Source organism: Pseudomonas cavernicola, from assembly GCF_003596405.1.
In the GTDB taxonomy this organism is placed as follows: Bacteria; Pseudomonadota; Gammaproteobacteria; order Pseudomonadales; family Pseudomonadaceae; genus Aquipseudomonas; species Aquipseudomonas cavernicola.
The window spans coordinates 1,871,066-1,886,160 of record NZ_QYUR01000002.1 but is presented as its reverse complement, the minus strand read 5'-3'; the positions used below and the strand labels follow the sequence as shown (position 1 = coordinate 1,886,160).

At 55.6% G+C, this 15,095-nt stretch carries 6 protein-coding genes, 4 tRNA genes, 4 rRNA genes and 1 other annotated feature; of the genes, 6 read left to right on the top strand and 8 right to left on the bottom strand.

Translation table 11 applies throughout. The annotated features are described in order from the left end of the window. Nucleotides 1-48 precede the first annotated feature (48 nt). Genes phnE through D3879_RS09085 form a run of 4 tightly spaced genes read right to left on the bottom strand, consistent with a single transcriptional unit; the run spans nucleotide 49 to nucleotide 3,285 of the window. Complete coding sequence (phnE, locus tag D3879_RS09100) at nucleotides 49-816, bottom strand: phosphonate ABC transporter, permease protein PhnE (RefSeq protein ID WP_119953825.1); 768 nt, start codon at nucleotides 814-816, stop codon at nucleotides 49-51. Beyond that, nucleotides 813-1,640, bottom strand: coding sequence for a PhnE/PtxC family ABC transporter permease (locus D3879_RS09095; RefSeq protein ID WP_119953822.1), 828 nt, complete (start codon nucleotides 1,638-1,640; stop codon nucleotides 813-815). Before D3879_RS09095 ends, phnE begins: the two co-directional genes overlap by 4 nt. Further along, nucleotides 1,634-2,437 (bottom strand): phosphonate ABC transporter ATP-binding protein, encoded by an 804-nt coding sequence (locus tag D3879_RS09090; RefSeq protein WP_119953820.1) that lies wholly within the window; start codon nucleotides 2,435-2,437, stop codon nucleotides 1,634-1,636. The genes D3879_RS09095 and D3879_RS09090 overlap by 7 nt, the downstream gene beginning before the upstream one ends. After that, entirely contained in the window at nucleotides 2,434-3,285 is an 852-nt protein-coding gene (locus D3879_RS09085; protein ID WP_119953818.1) for a putative selenate ABC transporter substrate-binding protein, read from the bottom strand. The genes D3879_RS09090 and D3879_RS09085 overlap by 4 nt, the downstream gene beginning before the upstream one ends. 144 nt (nucleotides 3,286-3,429) lie before the next feature. On the opposite strand from D3879_RS09085, the gene selD reads away from it, so the two are divergent. The 6 genes from selD to D3879_RS09050 all read left to right on the top strand — a co-directional run bounded on the left by selD (nucleotide 3,430) and on the right by D3879_RS09050 (nucleotide 11,299). Beyond that, nucleotides 3,430-4,464 carry a selenide, water dikinase SelD gene (selD, locus tag D3879_RS09080; protein WP_119953816.1) on the top strand — a complete coding sequence of 345 codons (1,035 nt, stop codon included), beginning with the start codon at nucleotides 3,430-3,432 and terminating at the stop codon, nucleotides 4,462-4,464. Next, complete coding sequence (mnmH, locus tag D3879_RS09075) at nucleotides 4,464-5,567, top strand: tRNA 2-selenouridine(34) synthase MnmH (RefSeq protein ID WP_119953814.1); 1,104 nt, start codon at nucleotides 4,464-4,466, stop codon at nucleotides 5,565-5,567. The genes selD and mnmH overlap by 1 nt, the downstream gene beginning before the upstream one ends. Before the next feature lie 814 nt (nucleotides 5,568-6,381). After that, a 16S ribosomal RNA gene (locus tag D3879_RS09065) occupies nucleotides 6,382-7,920 on the top strand. A gap of 65 nt (nucleotides 7,921-7,985) precedes the next feature. Next, nucleotides 7,986-8,062, top strand: a tRNA-Ile gene (locus tag D3879_RS09060). Between the two features lie 30 nt (nucleotides 8,063-8,092). Further along, nucleotides 8,093-8,168, top strand: a tRNA-Ala gene (locus D3879_RS09055). Between the two features lie 241 nt (nucleotides 8,169-8,409). Then, nucleotides 8,410-11,299: ribosomal RNA gene (locus D3879_RS09050) — 23S ribosomal RNA — on the top strand. A 135-nt stretch (nucleotides 11,300-11,434) separates the two neighbouring features. Beyond that, nucleotides 11,435-11,515, top strand: a sequence feature (5S ribosomal RNA rRNA prediction is too short). A 10-nt stretch (nucleotides 11,516-11,525) separates the two neighbouring features. Here D3879_RS09050 and rrf read toward each other — a convergent pair. The 4 genes from rrf to D3879_RS09030 all read right to left on the bottom strand — a co-directional run bounded on the left by rrf (nucleotide 11,526) and on the right by D3879_RS09030 (nucleotide 15,090). Continuing rightward, nucleotides 11,526-11,641 (bottom strand): 5S ribosomal RNA (rrf, locus tag D3879_RS09045). 135 nt (nucleotides 11,642-11,776) lie between these two features. Beyond that, a 23S ribosomal RNA gene (locus D3879_RS09040) occupies nucleotides 11,777-14,665 on the bottom strand. 242 nt (nucleotides 14,666-14,907) lie between these two features. Further along, a tRNA-Ala gene (locus D3879_RS09035) sits at nucleotides 14,908-14,983 on the bottom strand. Between the two features lie 30 nt (nucleotides 14,984-15,013). Next, nucleotides 15,014-15,090: transfer RNA gene (locus D3879_RS09030), tRNA-Ile, on the bottom strand. Between the last annotated feature and the right edge of the window lie 5 nt (nucleotides 15,091-15,095).

Below are 15,095 nucleotides of genomic sequence, written 5' to 3'. Positions count from 1 at the left end.
CTGATTTCAACGCCGCATAGCCTAGCGCAGTAGTTTTTCAACGGCCTGTCAGGCATTCACCCAGCGCTGCCGTCCCCAACTACTCAGCGCATCCACACCCAGAACCAGTAGCAACATGGCCAGGATCACCGTGCTGGCTTGTGCTTCCTGGAACAGGCTGAGGCTCATATAGAGCATCTGCCCGAGGCCACCCGCGCCGACGAAGCCGAGCACGCTGGCCATACGGATATTGTTTTCCCAGCGATACAGGGTGTAGGCCAGCAATTGTGGCCAGACGCCCGGCAGGGTGCCGTAACAGAAAGCTGCAACCTGACTGCCGCCGTTCAGGCGAATGGCTTCGGCCGGGCCGGGCGGGGCATTTTCCAGCGCCTCGGCAAACAGCCGGCCGAGTACTCCCGAGGTATGCAGCGCTAACGCCAGAGTGCCGGCATTCGGCCCCAGCCCTGCGGCCAGCACCATCAAGGCCGCCCAGACCAGTTCGGGTATGGCGCGCAATGCATTGAGCAGCAGACGTGCCGCGCTCTGGGCCGGCCAGCCAAAGCGCTTGGCGGCGGGTAGCGCGAGGAACAAACCGAGCAGCGCCGCCAGCAGTGTACCGAGTGCCGACATGGCCAGGGTTTCCAGGGCGCCGCGAGCGATAGCGCTCAGATGCTCGCCGCTAAGGTCTGGCTCAAGGAAGCGCCGGGCATAGCCGGCCATTTGCTGCAGGCTGTCGCCGCCAAACAGGGCGGTGAGATCGATGCCGAGGTAGAGGAACGATGCCAGCATGGCGCTGCCGATCGCCAACAGCAGAAGAACATTGAGCGCGCGGTTCATGTCAGTCGTACCCGCAACAACCGGCTGAGTTGATCGGCCAGTAATACCAGGCCGAGAAAGGTCAGCAGCAGGCTGGCCACTTCGCCCCCGGCAAACATGCGCAGGGATAAATCGATCTGCTGGCCAAGCCCGCCGGCACCGACGAAGCCCATCACCACCGAAGCGCGGATCGCGCACTCCCAGCGGTAGACGGTATAGGAGAGCATTTCCGCTGCGGCGTTGGGCAGGATGCCGTAGATGAAGGCGTCCAAGCGGCTGCTACCGGCGATCATCAGCGCCCGTGCCGGCCGTTGATCGACCGATTCGAAAGTCTCGGCGTAGACCTTTCCGAGCATGCCACTGTAGGTGATGGCAATGGCCAGTACGCCGGCGGTTGGGCCGAGGCCCACGGCCCGCACGAAGAGCAGGGCCCAGACGATTTCCGGCACGCTGCGCAGGAAGATCAACAGTCCGCGTGGCGGCCAGCGCAAGAGCTGGGCTGGCCAACTGGGCTTGCCGCCGCGAGGCACGGCCGAGAGTGACAGGGCGCGACTGGCCAATAGGGCAGCCGGCAGGGCAATCAACAAGGCCAGGCACATGCCGGCGGTGGCGATAGCCAGGGTTTGCAGGGTGGCTGGCCAGAGTAGTTGCAGAAACTCGGCGTCATGCGCCGGTGGCCAGAAGGCCGCGACGAATTGGCCCATGTTGTGGGCGTTGTCGCTGTCGAACAGCACCAGTGGGTTCAATTCACTGAGCTGAATCCCGGGCCACAGCAGCGCGACGGCCAACAGCGTCAGCAGTAGACGTGGCAGGCCTGCGGGGTCGCGAGTAGCCGAACTCAGCATCGTGGAATTGGCAGGGTGACGGGAGCCGATACAGGCGATGCCGGCATGGGGTTCAGTTGCTCGTTGGCATACAGCGCATCGAGCTGAGCTGGGGTGACCTCCTTGGCTGCACGGTCGAAGACAATCCGCCCGTCGCGCACCCCAATGATCCGCGGGAAGTGTGCCAGTGCCAGGTCGACTGCATGCAAGCTGGCGAGCAAGGTGACGTCGTGTGCGGCGGCATGCTGACAGAGCACGCCGAGGGTATGTTCGGCCAGGACCGGGTCCATGGCCGAGACAGGTTCGTCAGCGAGCAGCAACTGCGGTGCCTGGTAGAGCACGCGGGCAACCCCGACGCGCTGCAACTGGCCACCGGAAAGCTCAGCGCAGCGCTGGAACAGCTTATCCGCCAGATCGAGTCGACCGAGCGTTGTTCGCACACCGGCAATGTCCAGCGGGTAGAGCAGGTTGAGGAGGCCCTTGAGCAGCCCCCATTGGCCGAGTTTACCGGCCAGCACCGCTGTCACCACCCGTTGCCGAGGGGGCAGGGGTGGTGCTTGATGAATCAGGCCGATGTGTGTGCGCAGCCTTTGCCGCGCCGCGCCGGATAGCGCCCAGGGTGACTCGCCGAACAACTCGAGTTGCCCGCTAGAGAGCTGTGTGGCCGTGGCCAGCAGGTGCAGCAAACTGGTTTTGCCAGCACCGGATGGCCCGATAATGGCAACTCGTTCGCCGCGCTCAACGTTCAGGTCTATCCCACTCAGGGCGACCTGTCCGTTAGCGTGGCGAAGGGTTGCCGCGTTCAGGCGAATGATCACTTCAACAGGCCGGCGGCGCGGGCTGCTTCCTCGATGCCTTTGTAGTTTTCCGGCTTGGTGGCGATGAAGCGGCTGGCGGCTTGCAGGTCGAGAATCGCCTTTTGCTCTGGATTAGCTGGGTCCAAGGCGAGGAAGGCGGCTTTGATCTTCTCGGCCAGTGCCGGGTCTAGGCTGCCGCGTACCGTCCAGTTGTAATCGTAGTAAGTCGGGGTGGTGGCGAAGACTTTGACTTTTTGTGTGTCGACTTTGCCGCTGGCGACCAGTTTTTCCCAGACCGAGGCGTTAAGTACGCCGCCATCGACCTTACCGGCCTGCACCCAGGCCACGGTGGCGTCATGGGCGCCGGAATAGGCCACACGGCTGAAAAACTCTTCCGGCTTGATCCCATCTTTAAGCATGAAATAGCGCGGCATCAGGCTGCCGGAGGTGGAGGAGACCGAACCGAAGGCGAAGGTTTTGCCCTTCAGGTCTTGCAAGTTCTTGATCTGCGGATCCGCGCTGATGAACTTGCTGGTGAATTTCTCGTCCTGCTCACGCTGTACCAACGGAATGGCATTACCGGTCTTCAGCCGCGCCTGGACAAAGGTGAAGCCGCCCAGCCAGGCCATATCGATACGGTCGGCGGCCAGCGCTTCGACCACGGCGGCATAATCCGTTACCGGGACAAACTCGACCTTCATGCCGAGCTGTTGTTCCAGGTAGGCGCCCAGTGGTTTGAACTTGCGCAGCAGTTCAGTCGGCGCTTCGTCGGGTATGGCCGAGACTTTCAGGGTCTCAGCGGCAAAAGTGGATACGGCGGACAGGGTCAGGGCAAAGCCGGCGGCGAGCGCCAAGGTACGCTTGAACATAGGGGTTCTCCGGTTAAATAGCGGAAAAAAGCCGGCGAATTATAGAGGGCGGTGGGCCTGCGCGGGCAATCTTCCGTGCGCTAAGGCTTAGCCTTTGTACTTTGCTAGAATCCGCCCCTGTTATCCGTAGCGAGTGAATTCCCGATGAGCGAACCGATCCGCTTGACCCAGTACAGCCACGGCGCCGGTTGTGGATGCAAGATCTCCCCCAAGGTGTTGGACGTGATACTGGCCGGCAGCGGTGCGCAAAACCTCGATCCGAAGCTCTGGGTCGGCAACGCTTCGCGTGACGATGCGGCGGTTTATGCCCTGGATGATGAGAGAGGAGTGGTGTCCACCACCGACTTCTTTATGCCGATTGTCGATGACCCGTTTGATTTCGGCCGTATCGCTGCGACCAATGCGATCAGCGATATCTACGCCATGGGCGGCGACCCATTGATGGCCATTGCCATCCTGGGCTGGCCGGTCAACGTTCTGGCCCCAGAGGTCGCGCGTGAGGTGATCGCCGGTGGCCGCGCCGCCTGTGAGGCCGCAGGTATTCCGCTGGCCGGCGGGCACTCGATCGACGCGCCCGAACCGATCTTCGGCCTGGCGGTCACTGGGGTGGTGGAAAAGCGTCACATGAAACGCAATGACACCGCGACGGTAGGCTGCAAACTCTACCTGAGCAAACCTCTGGGTATCGGCATCCTTACCACGGCCGAAAAAAAGGCCAAACTGCGGGCCGAGGATGTGGGGCTGGCCCGCGACTGGATGTGCACCCTGAACAAGCCCGGCAGCCGTTTCGGCAAACTCGCCGGTGTACAGGCCATGACCGATGTCACCGGCTTTGGCCTGCTCGGCCATCTGATCGAAATGGCCGATGGCAGTGCGCTGACCGCTCGGCTTGAATTCGCCGCGGTGCCACGTTTACCCGGTGTCGAGTATTACTTGGCTGAGGACTGCGTACCGGGTGGTACTCATCGCAATTTCGAAAGCTATGGCGAGAAGATCGCGCCGCTGCCGGAAGCACAGAAACTGTTGCTGTGCGATCCACAAACCAGTGGCGGGCTGCTGGTCGCGGTCACGCCGGAGGGCGAGGCCGAGTTCTTGGCCGTAGCCGCTGAACTGGGTCTGACGCTGGCGCCGATTGGCCAGATGCTTGAGCGACAGCGCTACGCGGTCGAGGTGTGCTGATGCGCGAGAACACGTCGAATTACCGCGAAATCTTCCTCAACGACACGCCGATGATGGACGCCCGTGCCCCGGTGGAATTCCACAAGGGCGCGTTCCCAGGGGTGCTCAACCTGCCGCTGATGAATGACATCGAACGGCAAAAGGTTGGCACCTGCTACAAGCAGCACGGCCAGCAAGCCGCCATCGAACTGGGTCACCAACTGGTCGCCGGCCAGATCAAGGCCGAGCGGGTTGAGGCCTGGGCCGCGTTCGCCCGCGCCAACCCCGACGGTTATCTGTATTGCTTTCGCGGCGGCCTGCGCTCGCAAATCGTCCAGCAATGGTTAAAGCGCGAGGCGGGCATTGACTACCCGCGGGTGATCGGCGGTTACAAGGCCATGCGGACCTTCCTGCTGGAGACCACTCAGCAGGCCGTGGCGCAGTGCGATTTCGTTTTGATCGGCGGCCTCACCGGCACCGGCAAGACCGAGGCGCTGAGCCAACTGGCCAATGGTCTGGACCTGGAAGGTCATGCCAATCATCGTGGTTCCAGCTTCGGCAAGCGGGTGACCGGGCAACCGGCGCAGATCGATTTCGAGAATCGCCTGGCGGTGGACATTCTGAAAAAGCGCGCGGCCGGGATAGAGCGGTTCGTGTTGGAGGATGAGGGCCGTACGGTGGGCAGTTGCTCGCAACCGCTGGAGCTGTATCAGGGTATGCAGCACTACCCGATGGTGTGGCTGGAGGACAGCCTCGAAGGTCGAGTCGAACGCATCCTGCGCGATTACGTGATCGACCTTTGTGCCGAATTCATCGCCGAGCATGGTGACGAACACGGCTTCGTGCGCTTTGCCGAGCGCCTGCAGCAGAGTCTGGCGAACATCCTCAAACGCTTGGGCGGCGAGCGCTATCAGCGGCTGGCGACGATCATGCAGGGCGCCCTGCTTGAGCAGCAGCGCAGTGGTGCGGTCGAGCTGCATCGCGGCTGGATCGAGGTACTGCTGAAGGATTACTACGACCCCATGTACGCCTTCCAGCGCGAAAGCAAGGACGGTCGAATCGAGTTTTCCGGTGAGCAACCTGACGTAGTGGCTTACCTGCAAGAGCGGGCGAAGCGTCAATAAATGGCCTGTCTCGCAGCGCGATTGCTCTTTTAGGAGCGAGCCCTGCTCGCGATCGGGCATAGCACAAAAGCATCGCGAGCAGAGCTCGCTCCTACGGGTACGCGGCGGTAATAGATGCTGGCTTTCCACCCGTGCGGGAAGCCGGCAGCAAAGCGTCTTATCGCTTCTTCTATATATAGGGACTGCTAGTGTGCTGACGGCCTGCGTAGGAACGGCTGCCGCCTCGCGATGCTTTTCGTCATATATGACAAAAAGCTTTCAATAAGTGCTTGACGGTTGATTTGCTGGGCCTATAATGCGCACCACTTCCGGCGCAGACCTCTCGGAAAACTTCTTAGATAACAAGAAGTTAGCTTTAAAAGAGGGGTTGCAAAGCAGCGCAAGCTGTGTAGAATGCGCCGGGCTGACAGGGTGGTGTTTGCGTCTTGTCAGTCGGTCTGCTGGAGAGATCGAAAGCGGTGGTACGAGGTGGTTGACAGCGGTTTGAAACGCTGTAGAATTCGCCTCCCGCTGACGAGAAGCCTGGCTTGATCGGAAGCGCAAGTGGTTGAAGTTGATCAAGAAATTTTGAAACTTCGTTGAAATGACCGCTTGACAGGATGTGAGGCTGCTGTAAAATGCGCGCCTCGGTTGAGACGAAAGACTTAACCAACTGTTCTTTAACAACTGAATCAAGCAATTCGTGTGGGTGCTTGTGAGGTAAGCCTGATAGTCAACTGATTATCAGCGTCACAAGTAACTCTTCGTGAATTCAAAGAGTTTATTTGCGATTGCTGAGCCAAGTTTAGGGTTTTCTCAAAACCCAAAGATGTTTGAACTGAAGAGTTTGATCATGGCTCAGATTGAACGCTGGCGGCAGGCCTAACACATGCAAGTCGAGCGGCAGCACGGGTACTTGTACCTGGTGGCGAGCGGCGGACGGGTGAGTAATGCCTAGGAATCTGCCTAGTAGTGGGGGATAACGTTCGGAAACGGACGCTAATACCGCATACGTCCTACGGGAGAAAGTGGGGGATCTTCGGACCTCACGCTATTAGATGAGCCTAGGTCGGATTAGCTAGTTGGTAGGGTAAAGGCCTACCAAGGCGACGATCCGTAACTGGTCTGAGAGGATGATCAGTCACACTGGAACTGAGACACGGTCCAGACTCCTACGGGAGGCAGCAGTGGGGAATATTGGACAATGGGCGAAAGCCTGATCCAGCCATGCCGCGTGTGTGAAGAAGGTCTTCGGATTGTAAAGCACTTTAAGTTGGGAGGAAGGGCATTAACCTAATACGTTAGTGTTTTGACGTTACCGACAGAATAAGCACCGGCTAACTCTGTGCCAGCAGCCGCGGTAATACAGAGGGTGCAAGCGTTAATCGGAATTACTGGGCGTAAAGCGCGCGTAGGTGGTTCGGTAAGTTGGATGTGAAATCCCCGGGCTCAACCTGGGAACTGCATCCAAAACTGCCGAGCTAGAGTATGGTAGAGGGTGGTGGAATTTCCTGTGTAGCGGTGAAATGCGTAGATATAGGAAGGAACACCAGTGGCGAAGGCGACCACCTGGACTGATACTGACACTGAGGTGCGAAAGCGTGGGGAGCAAACAGGATTAGATACCCTGGTAGTCCACGCCGTAAACGATGTCGACTAGCCGTTGGGATCCTTGAGATCTTAGTGGCGCAGCTAACGCATTAAGTCGACCGCCTGGGGAGTACGGCCGCAAGGTTAAAACTCAAATGAATTGACGGGGGCCCGCACAAGCGGTGGAGCATGTGGTTTAATTCGAAGCAACGCGAAGAACCTTACCTGGCCTTGACATGTCGAGAAGTCTGCAGAGATGCGGATGTGCCTTCGGGAACTCGAACACAGGTGCTGCATGGCTGTCGTCAGCTCGTGTCGTGAGATGTTGGGTTAAGTCCCGTAACGAGCGCAACCCTTGTCCTTAGTTACCAGCACGTTATGGTGGGCACTCTAAGGAGACTGCCGGTGACAAACCGGAGGAAGGTGGGGATGACGTCAAGTCATCATGGCCCTTACGGCCAGGGCTACACACGTGCTACAATGGTCGGTACAAAGGGTTGCCAAGCCGCGAGGTGGAGCTAATCCCATAAAACCGATCGTAGTCCGGATCGCAGTCTGCAACTCGACTGCGTGAAGTCGGAATCGCTAGTAATCGTGAATCAGAATGTCACGGTGAATACGTTCCCGGGCCTTGTACACACCGCCCGTCACACCATGGGAGTGGGTTGCACCAGAAGTAGCTAGTCTAACCGCAAGGGGGACGGTTACCACGGTGTGATTCATGACTGGGGTGAAGTCGTAACAAGGTAGCCGTAGGGGAACCTGCGGCTGGATCACCTCCTTAATCGACGACATCAGCTTCCTTATAAGCTCCCACACGAATTGCTTGATTCATTGCGAAAGACGATTGGGTCTGTAGCTCAGTTGGTTAGAGCGCACCCCTGATAAGGGTGAGGTCGGCAGTTCGAATCTGCCCAGACCCACCAATTGTTGTGGGGTTGGCCTTGTACGAATATGGGGCCATAGCTCAGCTGGGAGAGCGCCTGCCTTGCACGCAGGAGGTCAGCGGTTCGATCCCGCTTGGCTCCACCATACAGACGCCGCGAGAGTTCAGAATTGAATATTCCTGGGGTGACCTGGTTGAATATTGACTTCTGGTCTTTGACTAGTAAGTAACAATCGTTCTTTAAAAATTTGGGTATGTGATAGAAAGAATAGACTGGTCACCCTTTTCACTGGGGTGTGATCAGGCTAAGGTAAAATTTGCGAGTTTAATTGCGAATTTTCGGCGAATGTCGTCTTCATAGTATAACCAGATTGCTTGGGGTTATATGGTCAAGTGAAGAAGCGCATACGGTGGATGCCTTGGCAGTCAGAGGCGATGAAAGACGTGGTAGCCTGCGAAAAGCTTCGGGGAGTCGGCAAGCAGACTGTGATCCGGAGATATCTGAATGGGGGAACCCACCTAACATAAGTTAGGTATCTTGCACTGAATACATAGGTGTAAGAAGCGAACCCGGGGAACTGAAACATCTAAGTACCCGGAGGAAAAGAAATCAACCGAGATTCCCTTAGTAGTGGCGAGCGAACGGGGACTAGCCCTTAAGCTTCTTTGATTTTAGCGGAACGCTCTGGAAAGTGCGGCCATAGTGGGTGATAGCCCTGTACGCGAAAAGATCTTAGAAGTGAAATCGAGTAGGACGGAGCACGAGAAACTTTGTCTGAATATGGGGGGACCATCCTCCAAGGCTAAATACTACTGACTGACCGATAGTGAACTAGTACCGTGAGGGAAAGGCGAAAAGAACCCCGGAGAGGGGAGTGAAATAGATCCTGAAACCGTATGCGTACAAGCAGTGGGAGCCCACTTTGTTGGGTGACTGCGTACCTTTTGTATAATGGGTCAGCGACTTATTTTCAGTGGCGAGCTTAACCGAATAGGGGAGGCGTAGCGAAAGCGAGTCTTAATAGGGCGTTTAGTCGCTGGGAATAGACCCGAAACCGGGCGATCTATCCATGGGCAGGTTGAAGGTTGGGTAACACTAACTGGAGGACCGAACCGACTACCGTTGAAAAGTTAGCGGATGACCTGTGGATCGGAGTGAAAGGCTAATCAAGCTCGGAGATAGCTGGTTCTCCTCGAAAGCTATTTAGGTAGCGCCTCGTGTATCACTGCTGGGGGTAGAGCACTGTTTCGGCTAGGGGGTCATCCCGACTTACCAAACCGATGCAAACTCCGAATACCAGCAAGTGCGAGCACGGGAGACACACGGCGGGTGCTAACGTCCGTCGTGAAAAGGGAAACAACCCAGACCGTCAGCTAAGGTCCCAAAGTTATGGTTAAGTGGGAAACGATGTGGGAAGGCTTAGACAGCTAGGAGGTTGGCTTAGAAGCAGCCACCCTTTAAAGAAAGCGTAATAGCTCACTAGTCGAGTCGGCCTGCGCGGAAGATGTAACGGGGCTCAAACCATACACCGAAGCTACGGGTATCACTTAGGTGATGCGGTAGAGGAGCGTTCTGTAAGCCTGTGAAGGTGAGTTGAGAAGCTTGCTGGAGGTATCAGAAGTGCGAATGCTGACATGAGTAACGACAATGGGTGTGAAAAACACCCACGCCGAAAGACCAAGGTTTCCTGCGCAACGTTAATCGACGCAGGGTTAGTCGGTCCCTAAGGCGAGGCTGAAAAGCGTAGTCGATGGAAAACAGGTTAATATTCCTGTACTTCTAGTTATTGCGATGGGGGGACGGAGAAGGCTAGGCCAGCTTGGCGTTGGTTGTCCAAGTTTAAGGTTGTAGGCTGGGTGCTTAGGTAAATCCGGGCGCCTAAGGCTGAGAACTGATGACGAGTGCTCATTAGAGCGCGAAGTGGTTGATGCCATGCTTCCAAGAAAAGCCTCTAAGCTTCAGATAACTAGGAACCGTACCCCAAACCGACACAGGTGGTTGGGTAGAGAATACCAAGGCGCTTGAGAGAACTCGGGTGAAGGAACTAGGCAAAATGGCACCGTAACTTCGGGAGAAGGTGCGCCGGTGAGGGTGAACGATTTACTCGGTAAGCCCATGCCGGTCGAAGATACCAGGCCGCTGCGACTGTTTATTAAAAACACAGCACTCTGCAAACACGAAAGTGGACGTATAGGGTGTGACGCCTGCCCGGTGCCGGAAGGTTAATTGATGGGGTTAGCTAACGCGAAGCTCTTGATCGAAGCCCCGGTAAACGGCGGCCGTAACTATAACGGTCCTAAGGTAGCGAAATTCCTTGTCGGGTAAGTTCCGACCTGCACGAATGGCGTAACGATGGCGGCGCTGTCTCCACCCGAGACTCAGTGAAATTGAAATCGCTGTGAAGATGCAGTGTATCCGCGGCTAGACGGAAAGACCCCGTGAACCTTTACTATAGCTTTGCACTGGACTTTGAATTTGCTTGTGTAGGATAGGTGGGAGGCTTTGAAGCGTGAACGCCAGTTTGCGTGGAGCCAATCTTGAAATACCACCCTGGCAACTTTGAGGTTCTAACTCAGGTCCGTTATCCGGATCGAGGACAGTGTATGGTGGGTAGTTTGACTGGGGCGGTCTCCTCCTAAAGAGTAACGGAGGAGTACGAAGGTGCGCTCAGACCGGTCGGAAATCGGTCGTAGAGTATAAAGGCAAAAGCGCGCTTGACTGCGAGACAGACACGTCGAGCAGGTACGAAAGTAGGTCTTAGTGATCCGGTGGTTCTGTATGGAAGGGCCATCGCTCAACGGATAAAAGGTACTCCGGGGATAACAGGCTGATACCGCCCAAGAGTTCATATCGACGGCGGTGTTTGGCACCTCGATGTCGGCTCATCACATCCTGGGGCTGAAGCCGGTCCCAAGGGTATGGCTGTTCGCCATTTAAAGTGGTACGCGAGCTGGGTTTAGAACGTCGTGAGACAGTTCGGTCCCTATCTGCCGTGGACGTTTGAGATTTGAGAGGGGCTGCTCCTAGTACGAGAGGACCGGAGTGGACGAACCTCTGGTGTTCCGGTTGTCACGCCAGTGGCATCGCCGGGTAGCTATGTTCGGAATAGATAACCGCTGAAAGCATCTAAGCGGGAAACTAGCCTCAAGATGAGATCTCACTGGAACCTTGAGTTCCCTAAAGGGCCGTCGAAGACTACGACGTTGATAGGTGGGGTGTGTAAGCGCTGTGAGGCGTTGAGCTAACCCATACTAATTGCCCGTGAGGCTTGACCATATAACACCCAAGCAATTTGCTTAACGGCGAATTGATGAGTGTGAAGACGAGACCGAAAGTTCGTCAAACTCGCGCAAGACTGTCTATCACAGACCCAATTAGGAGTAGCGCGTCAGCGACACTCCAGCCGAATTGCTTGACGACCATAGAGCGTTGAACCACCTGATCCATCCCGAACTCAGTAGTGAACGACGCATCGCCGATGGTGTGTGGGGTTTGGAATTAAGCTTGACGATGACCTACTCTCACATGGGGAGACCCCACACTACCATCGGCGATGCGTCGTTTCACTACTGAGTTCGGGATGGGATCAGGTGGTTCCAACGCTCTATGGTCGTCAAGCAATTCGGCTGGAGTGTCGCTGACGCGCTACTCCTAATTGGGTCTGTGATAGACAGTCTTGCGCGAGTTTGACGAACTTTCGGTCTCGTCTTCACACTCATCAATTCGCCGTTAAGCAAATTGCTTGGGTGTTATATGGTCAAGCCTCACGGGCAATTAGTATGGGTTAGCTCAACGCCTCACAGCGCTTACACACCCCACCTATCAACGTCGTAGTCTTCGACGGCCCTTTAGGGAACTCAAGGTTCCAGTGAGATCTCATCTTGAGGCTAGTTTCCCGCTTAGATGCTTTCAGCGGTTATCTATTCCGAACATAGCTACCCGGCGATGCCACTGGCGTGACAACCGGAACACCAGAGGTTCGTCCACTCCGGTCCTCTCGTACTAGGAGCAGCCCCTCTCAAATCTCAAACGTCCACGGCAGATAGGGACCGAACTGTCTCACGACGTTCTAAACCCAGCTCGCGTACCACTTTAAATGGCGAACAGCCATACCCTTGGACCGGCTTCAGCCCCAGGATGTGATGAGCCGACATCGAGGTGCCAAACACCGCCGTCGATATGAACTCTTGGGCGGTATCAGCCTGTTATCCCCGGAGTACCTTTTATCCGTTGAGCGATGGCCCTTCCATACAGAACCACCGGATCACTAAGACCTACTTTCGTACCTGCTCGACGTGTCTGTCTCGCAGTCAAGCGCGCTTTTGCCTTTATACTCTACGACCGATTTCCGACCGGTCTGAGCGCACCTTCGTACTCCTCCGTTACTCTTTAGGAGGAGACCGCCCCAGTCAAACTACCCACCATACACTGTCCTCGATCCGGATAACGGACCTGAGTTAGAACCTCAAAGTTGCCAGGGTGGTATTTCAAGATTGGCTCCACGCAAACTGGCGTTCACGCTTCAAAGCCTCCCACCTATCCTACACAAGCAAATTCAAAGTCCAGTGCAAAGCTATAGTAAAGGTTCACGGGGTCTTTCCGTCTAGCCGCGGATACACTGCATCTTCACAGCGATTTCAATTTCACTGAGTCTCGGGTGGAGACAGCGCCGCCATCGTTACGCCATTCGTGCAGGTCGGAACTTACCCGACAAGGAATTTCGCTACCTTAGGACCGTTATAGTTACGGCCGCCGTTTACCGGGGCTTCGATCAAGAGCTTCGCGTTAGCTAACCCCATCAATTAACCTTCCGGCACCGGGCAGGCGTCACACCCTATACGTCCACTTTCGTGTTTGCAGAGTGCTGTGTTTTTAATAAACAGTCGCAGCGGCCTGGTATCTTCGACCGGCATGGGCTTACCGAGTAAATCGTTCACCCTCACCGGCGCACCTTCTCCCGAAGTTACGGTGCCATTTTGCCTAGTTCCTTCACCCGAGTTCTCTCAAGCGCCTTGGTATTCTCTACCCAACCACCTGTGTCGGTTTGGGGTACGGTTCCTAGTTATCTGAAGCTTAGAGGCTTTTCTTGGAAGCATGGCATCAACCACTTCGCGCTCTAATGAGCACTCGTCATCAGTTCTCAGCCTTAGGCGCCCGGATTTACCTAAGCACCCAGCCTACAACCTTAAACTTGGACAACCAACGCCAAGCTGGCCTAGCCTTCTCCGTCCCCCCATCGCAATAACTAGAAGTACAGGAATATTAACCTGTTTTCCATCGACTACGCTTTTCAGCCTCGCCTTAGGGACCGACTAACCCTGCGTCGATTAACGTTGCGCAGGAAACCTTGGTCTTTCGGCGTGGGTGTTTTTCACACCCATTGTCGTTACTCATGTCAGCATTCGCACTTCTGATACCTCCAGCAAGCTTCTCAACTCACCTTCACAGGCTTACAGAACGCTCCTCTACCGCATCACCTAAGTGATACCCGTAGCTTCGGTGTATGGTTTGAGCCCCGTTACATCTTCCGCGCAGGCCGACTCGACTAGTGAGCTATTACGCTTTCTTTAAAGGGTGGCTGCTTCTAAGCCAACCTCCTAGCTGTCTAAGCCTTCCCACATCGTTTCCCACTTAACCATAACTTTGGGACCTTAGCTGACGGTCTGGGTTGTTTCCCTTTTCACGACGGACGTTAGCACCCGCCGTGTGTCTCCCGTGCTCGCACTTGCTGGTATTCGGAGTTTGCATCGGTTTGGTAAGTCGGGATGACCCCCTAGCCGAAACAGTGCTCTACCCCCAGCAGTGATACACGAGGCGCTACCTAAATAGCTTTCGAGGAGAACCAGCTATCTCCGAGCTTGATTAGCCTTTCACTCCGATCCACAGGTCATCCGCTAACTTTTCAACGGTAGTCGGTTCGGTCCTCCAGTTAGTGTTACCCAACCTTCAACCTGCCCATGGATAGATCGCCCGGTTTCGGGTCTATTCCCAGCGACTAAACGCCCTATTAAGACTCGCTTTCGCTACGCCTCCCCTATTCGGTTAAGCTCGCCACTGAAAATAAGTCGCTGACCCATTATACAAAAGGTACGCAGTCACCCAACAAAGTGGGCTCCCACTGCTTGTACGCATACGGTTTCAGGATCTATTTCACTCCCCTCTCCGGGGTTCTTTTCGCCTTTCCCTCACGGTACTAGTTCACTATCGGTCAGTCAGTAGTATTTAGCCTTGGAGGATGGTCCCCCCATATTCAGACAAAGTTTCTCGTGCTCCGTCCTACTCGATTTCACTTCTAAGATCTTTTCGCGTACAGGGCTATCACCCACTATGGCCGCACTTTCCAGAGCGTTCCGCTAAAATCAAAGAAGCTTAAGGGCTAGTCCCCGTTCGCTCGCCACTACTAAGGGAATCTCGGTTGATTTCTTTTCCTCCGGGTACTTAGATGTTTCAGTTCCCCGGGTTCGCTTCTTACACCTATGTATTCAGTGCAAGATACCTAACTTATGTTAGGTGGGTTCCCCCATTCAGATATCTCCGGATCACAGTCTGTTTGCCGACTCCCCGAAGCTTTTCGCAGGCTACCACGTCTTTCATCGCCTCTGACTGCCAAGGCATCCACCGTATGCGCTTCTTCACTTGACCATATAACCCCAAGCAATCTGGTTATACTATGAAGACGACATTCGCCGAAAATTCGCAATTAAACTCGCAAATTTTACCTTAGCCTGATCACACCCCCAGTGAAAAGGGTGACCAGTCTATTCTTTCTATCACATACCCAAATTTTTAAAGAACGATTGTTACTTACTAGTCAAAGACCAGAAGTCAATATTCAACCAGGTCACCCCAGGAATATTCAATTCTGAACTCTCGCGGCGTCTGTATGGTGGAGCCAAGCGGGATCGAACCGCTGACCTCCTGCGTGCAAGGCAGGCGCTCTCCCAGCTGAGCTATGGCCCCATATTCGTACAAGGCCAACCCCACAACAATTGGTGGGTCTGGGCAGATTCGAACTGCCGACCTCACCCTTATCAGGGGTGCGCTCTAACCAACTGAGCTACAGACCCAATCG

Bases quoted from the DNA above. Each gene is read 5' to 3' on its own strand.
- mnmH (WP_119953814.1), top strand. From the start codon at position 4,464: ATGCGCGAGAACACGTCGAATTACCGCGAAATCTTCCTCAACGACACG.
- selD (WP_119953816.1), top strand. From the start codon at position 3,430: ATGAGCGAACCGATCCGCTTGACCCAGTACAGCCACGGCGCCGGTTGT.
- D3879_RS09095 (WP_119953822.1), bottom strand. From the start codon at position 1,640: ATGCTGAGTTCGGCTACTCGCGACCCCGCAGGCCTGCCACGTCTACTG.
- D3879_RS09085 (WP_119953818.1), bottom strand. From the start codon at position 3,285: ATGTTCAAGCGTACCTTGGCGCTCGCCGCCGGCTTTGCCCTGACCCTG.
- phnE (WP_119953825.1), bottom strand. From the start codon at position 816: ATGAACCGCGCGCTCAATGTTCTTCTGCTGTTGGCGATCGGCAGCGCC.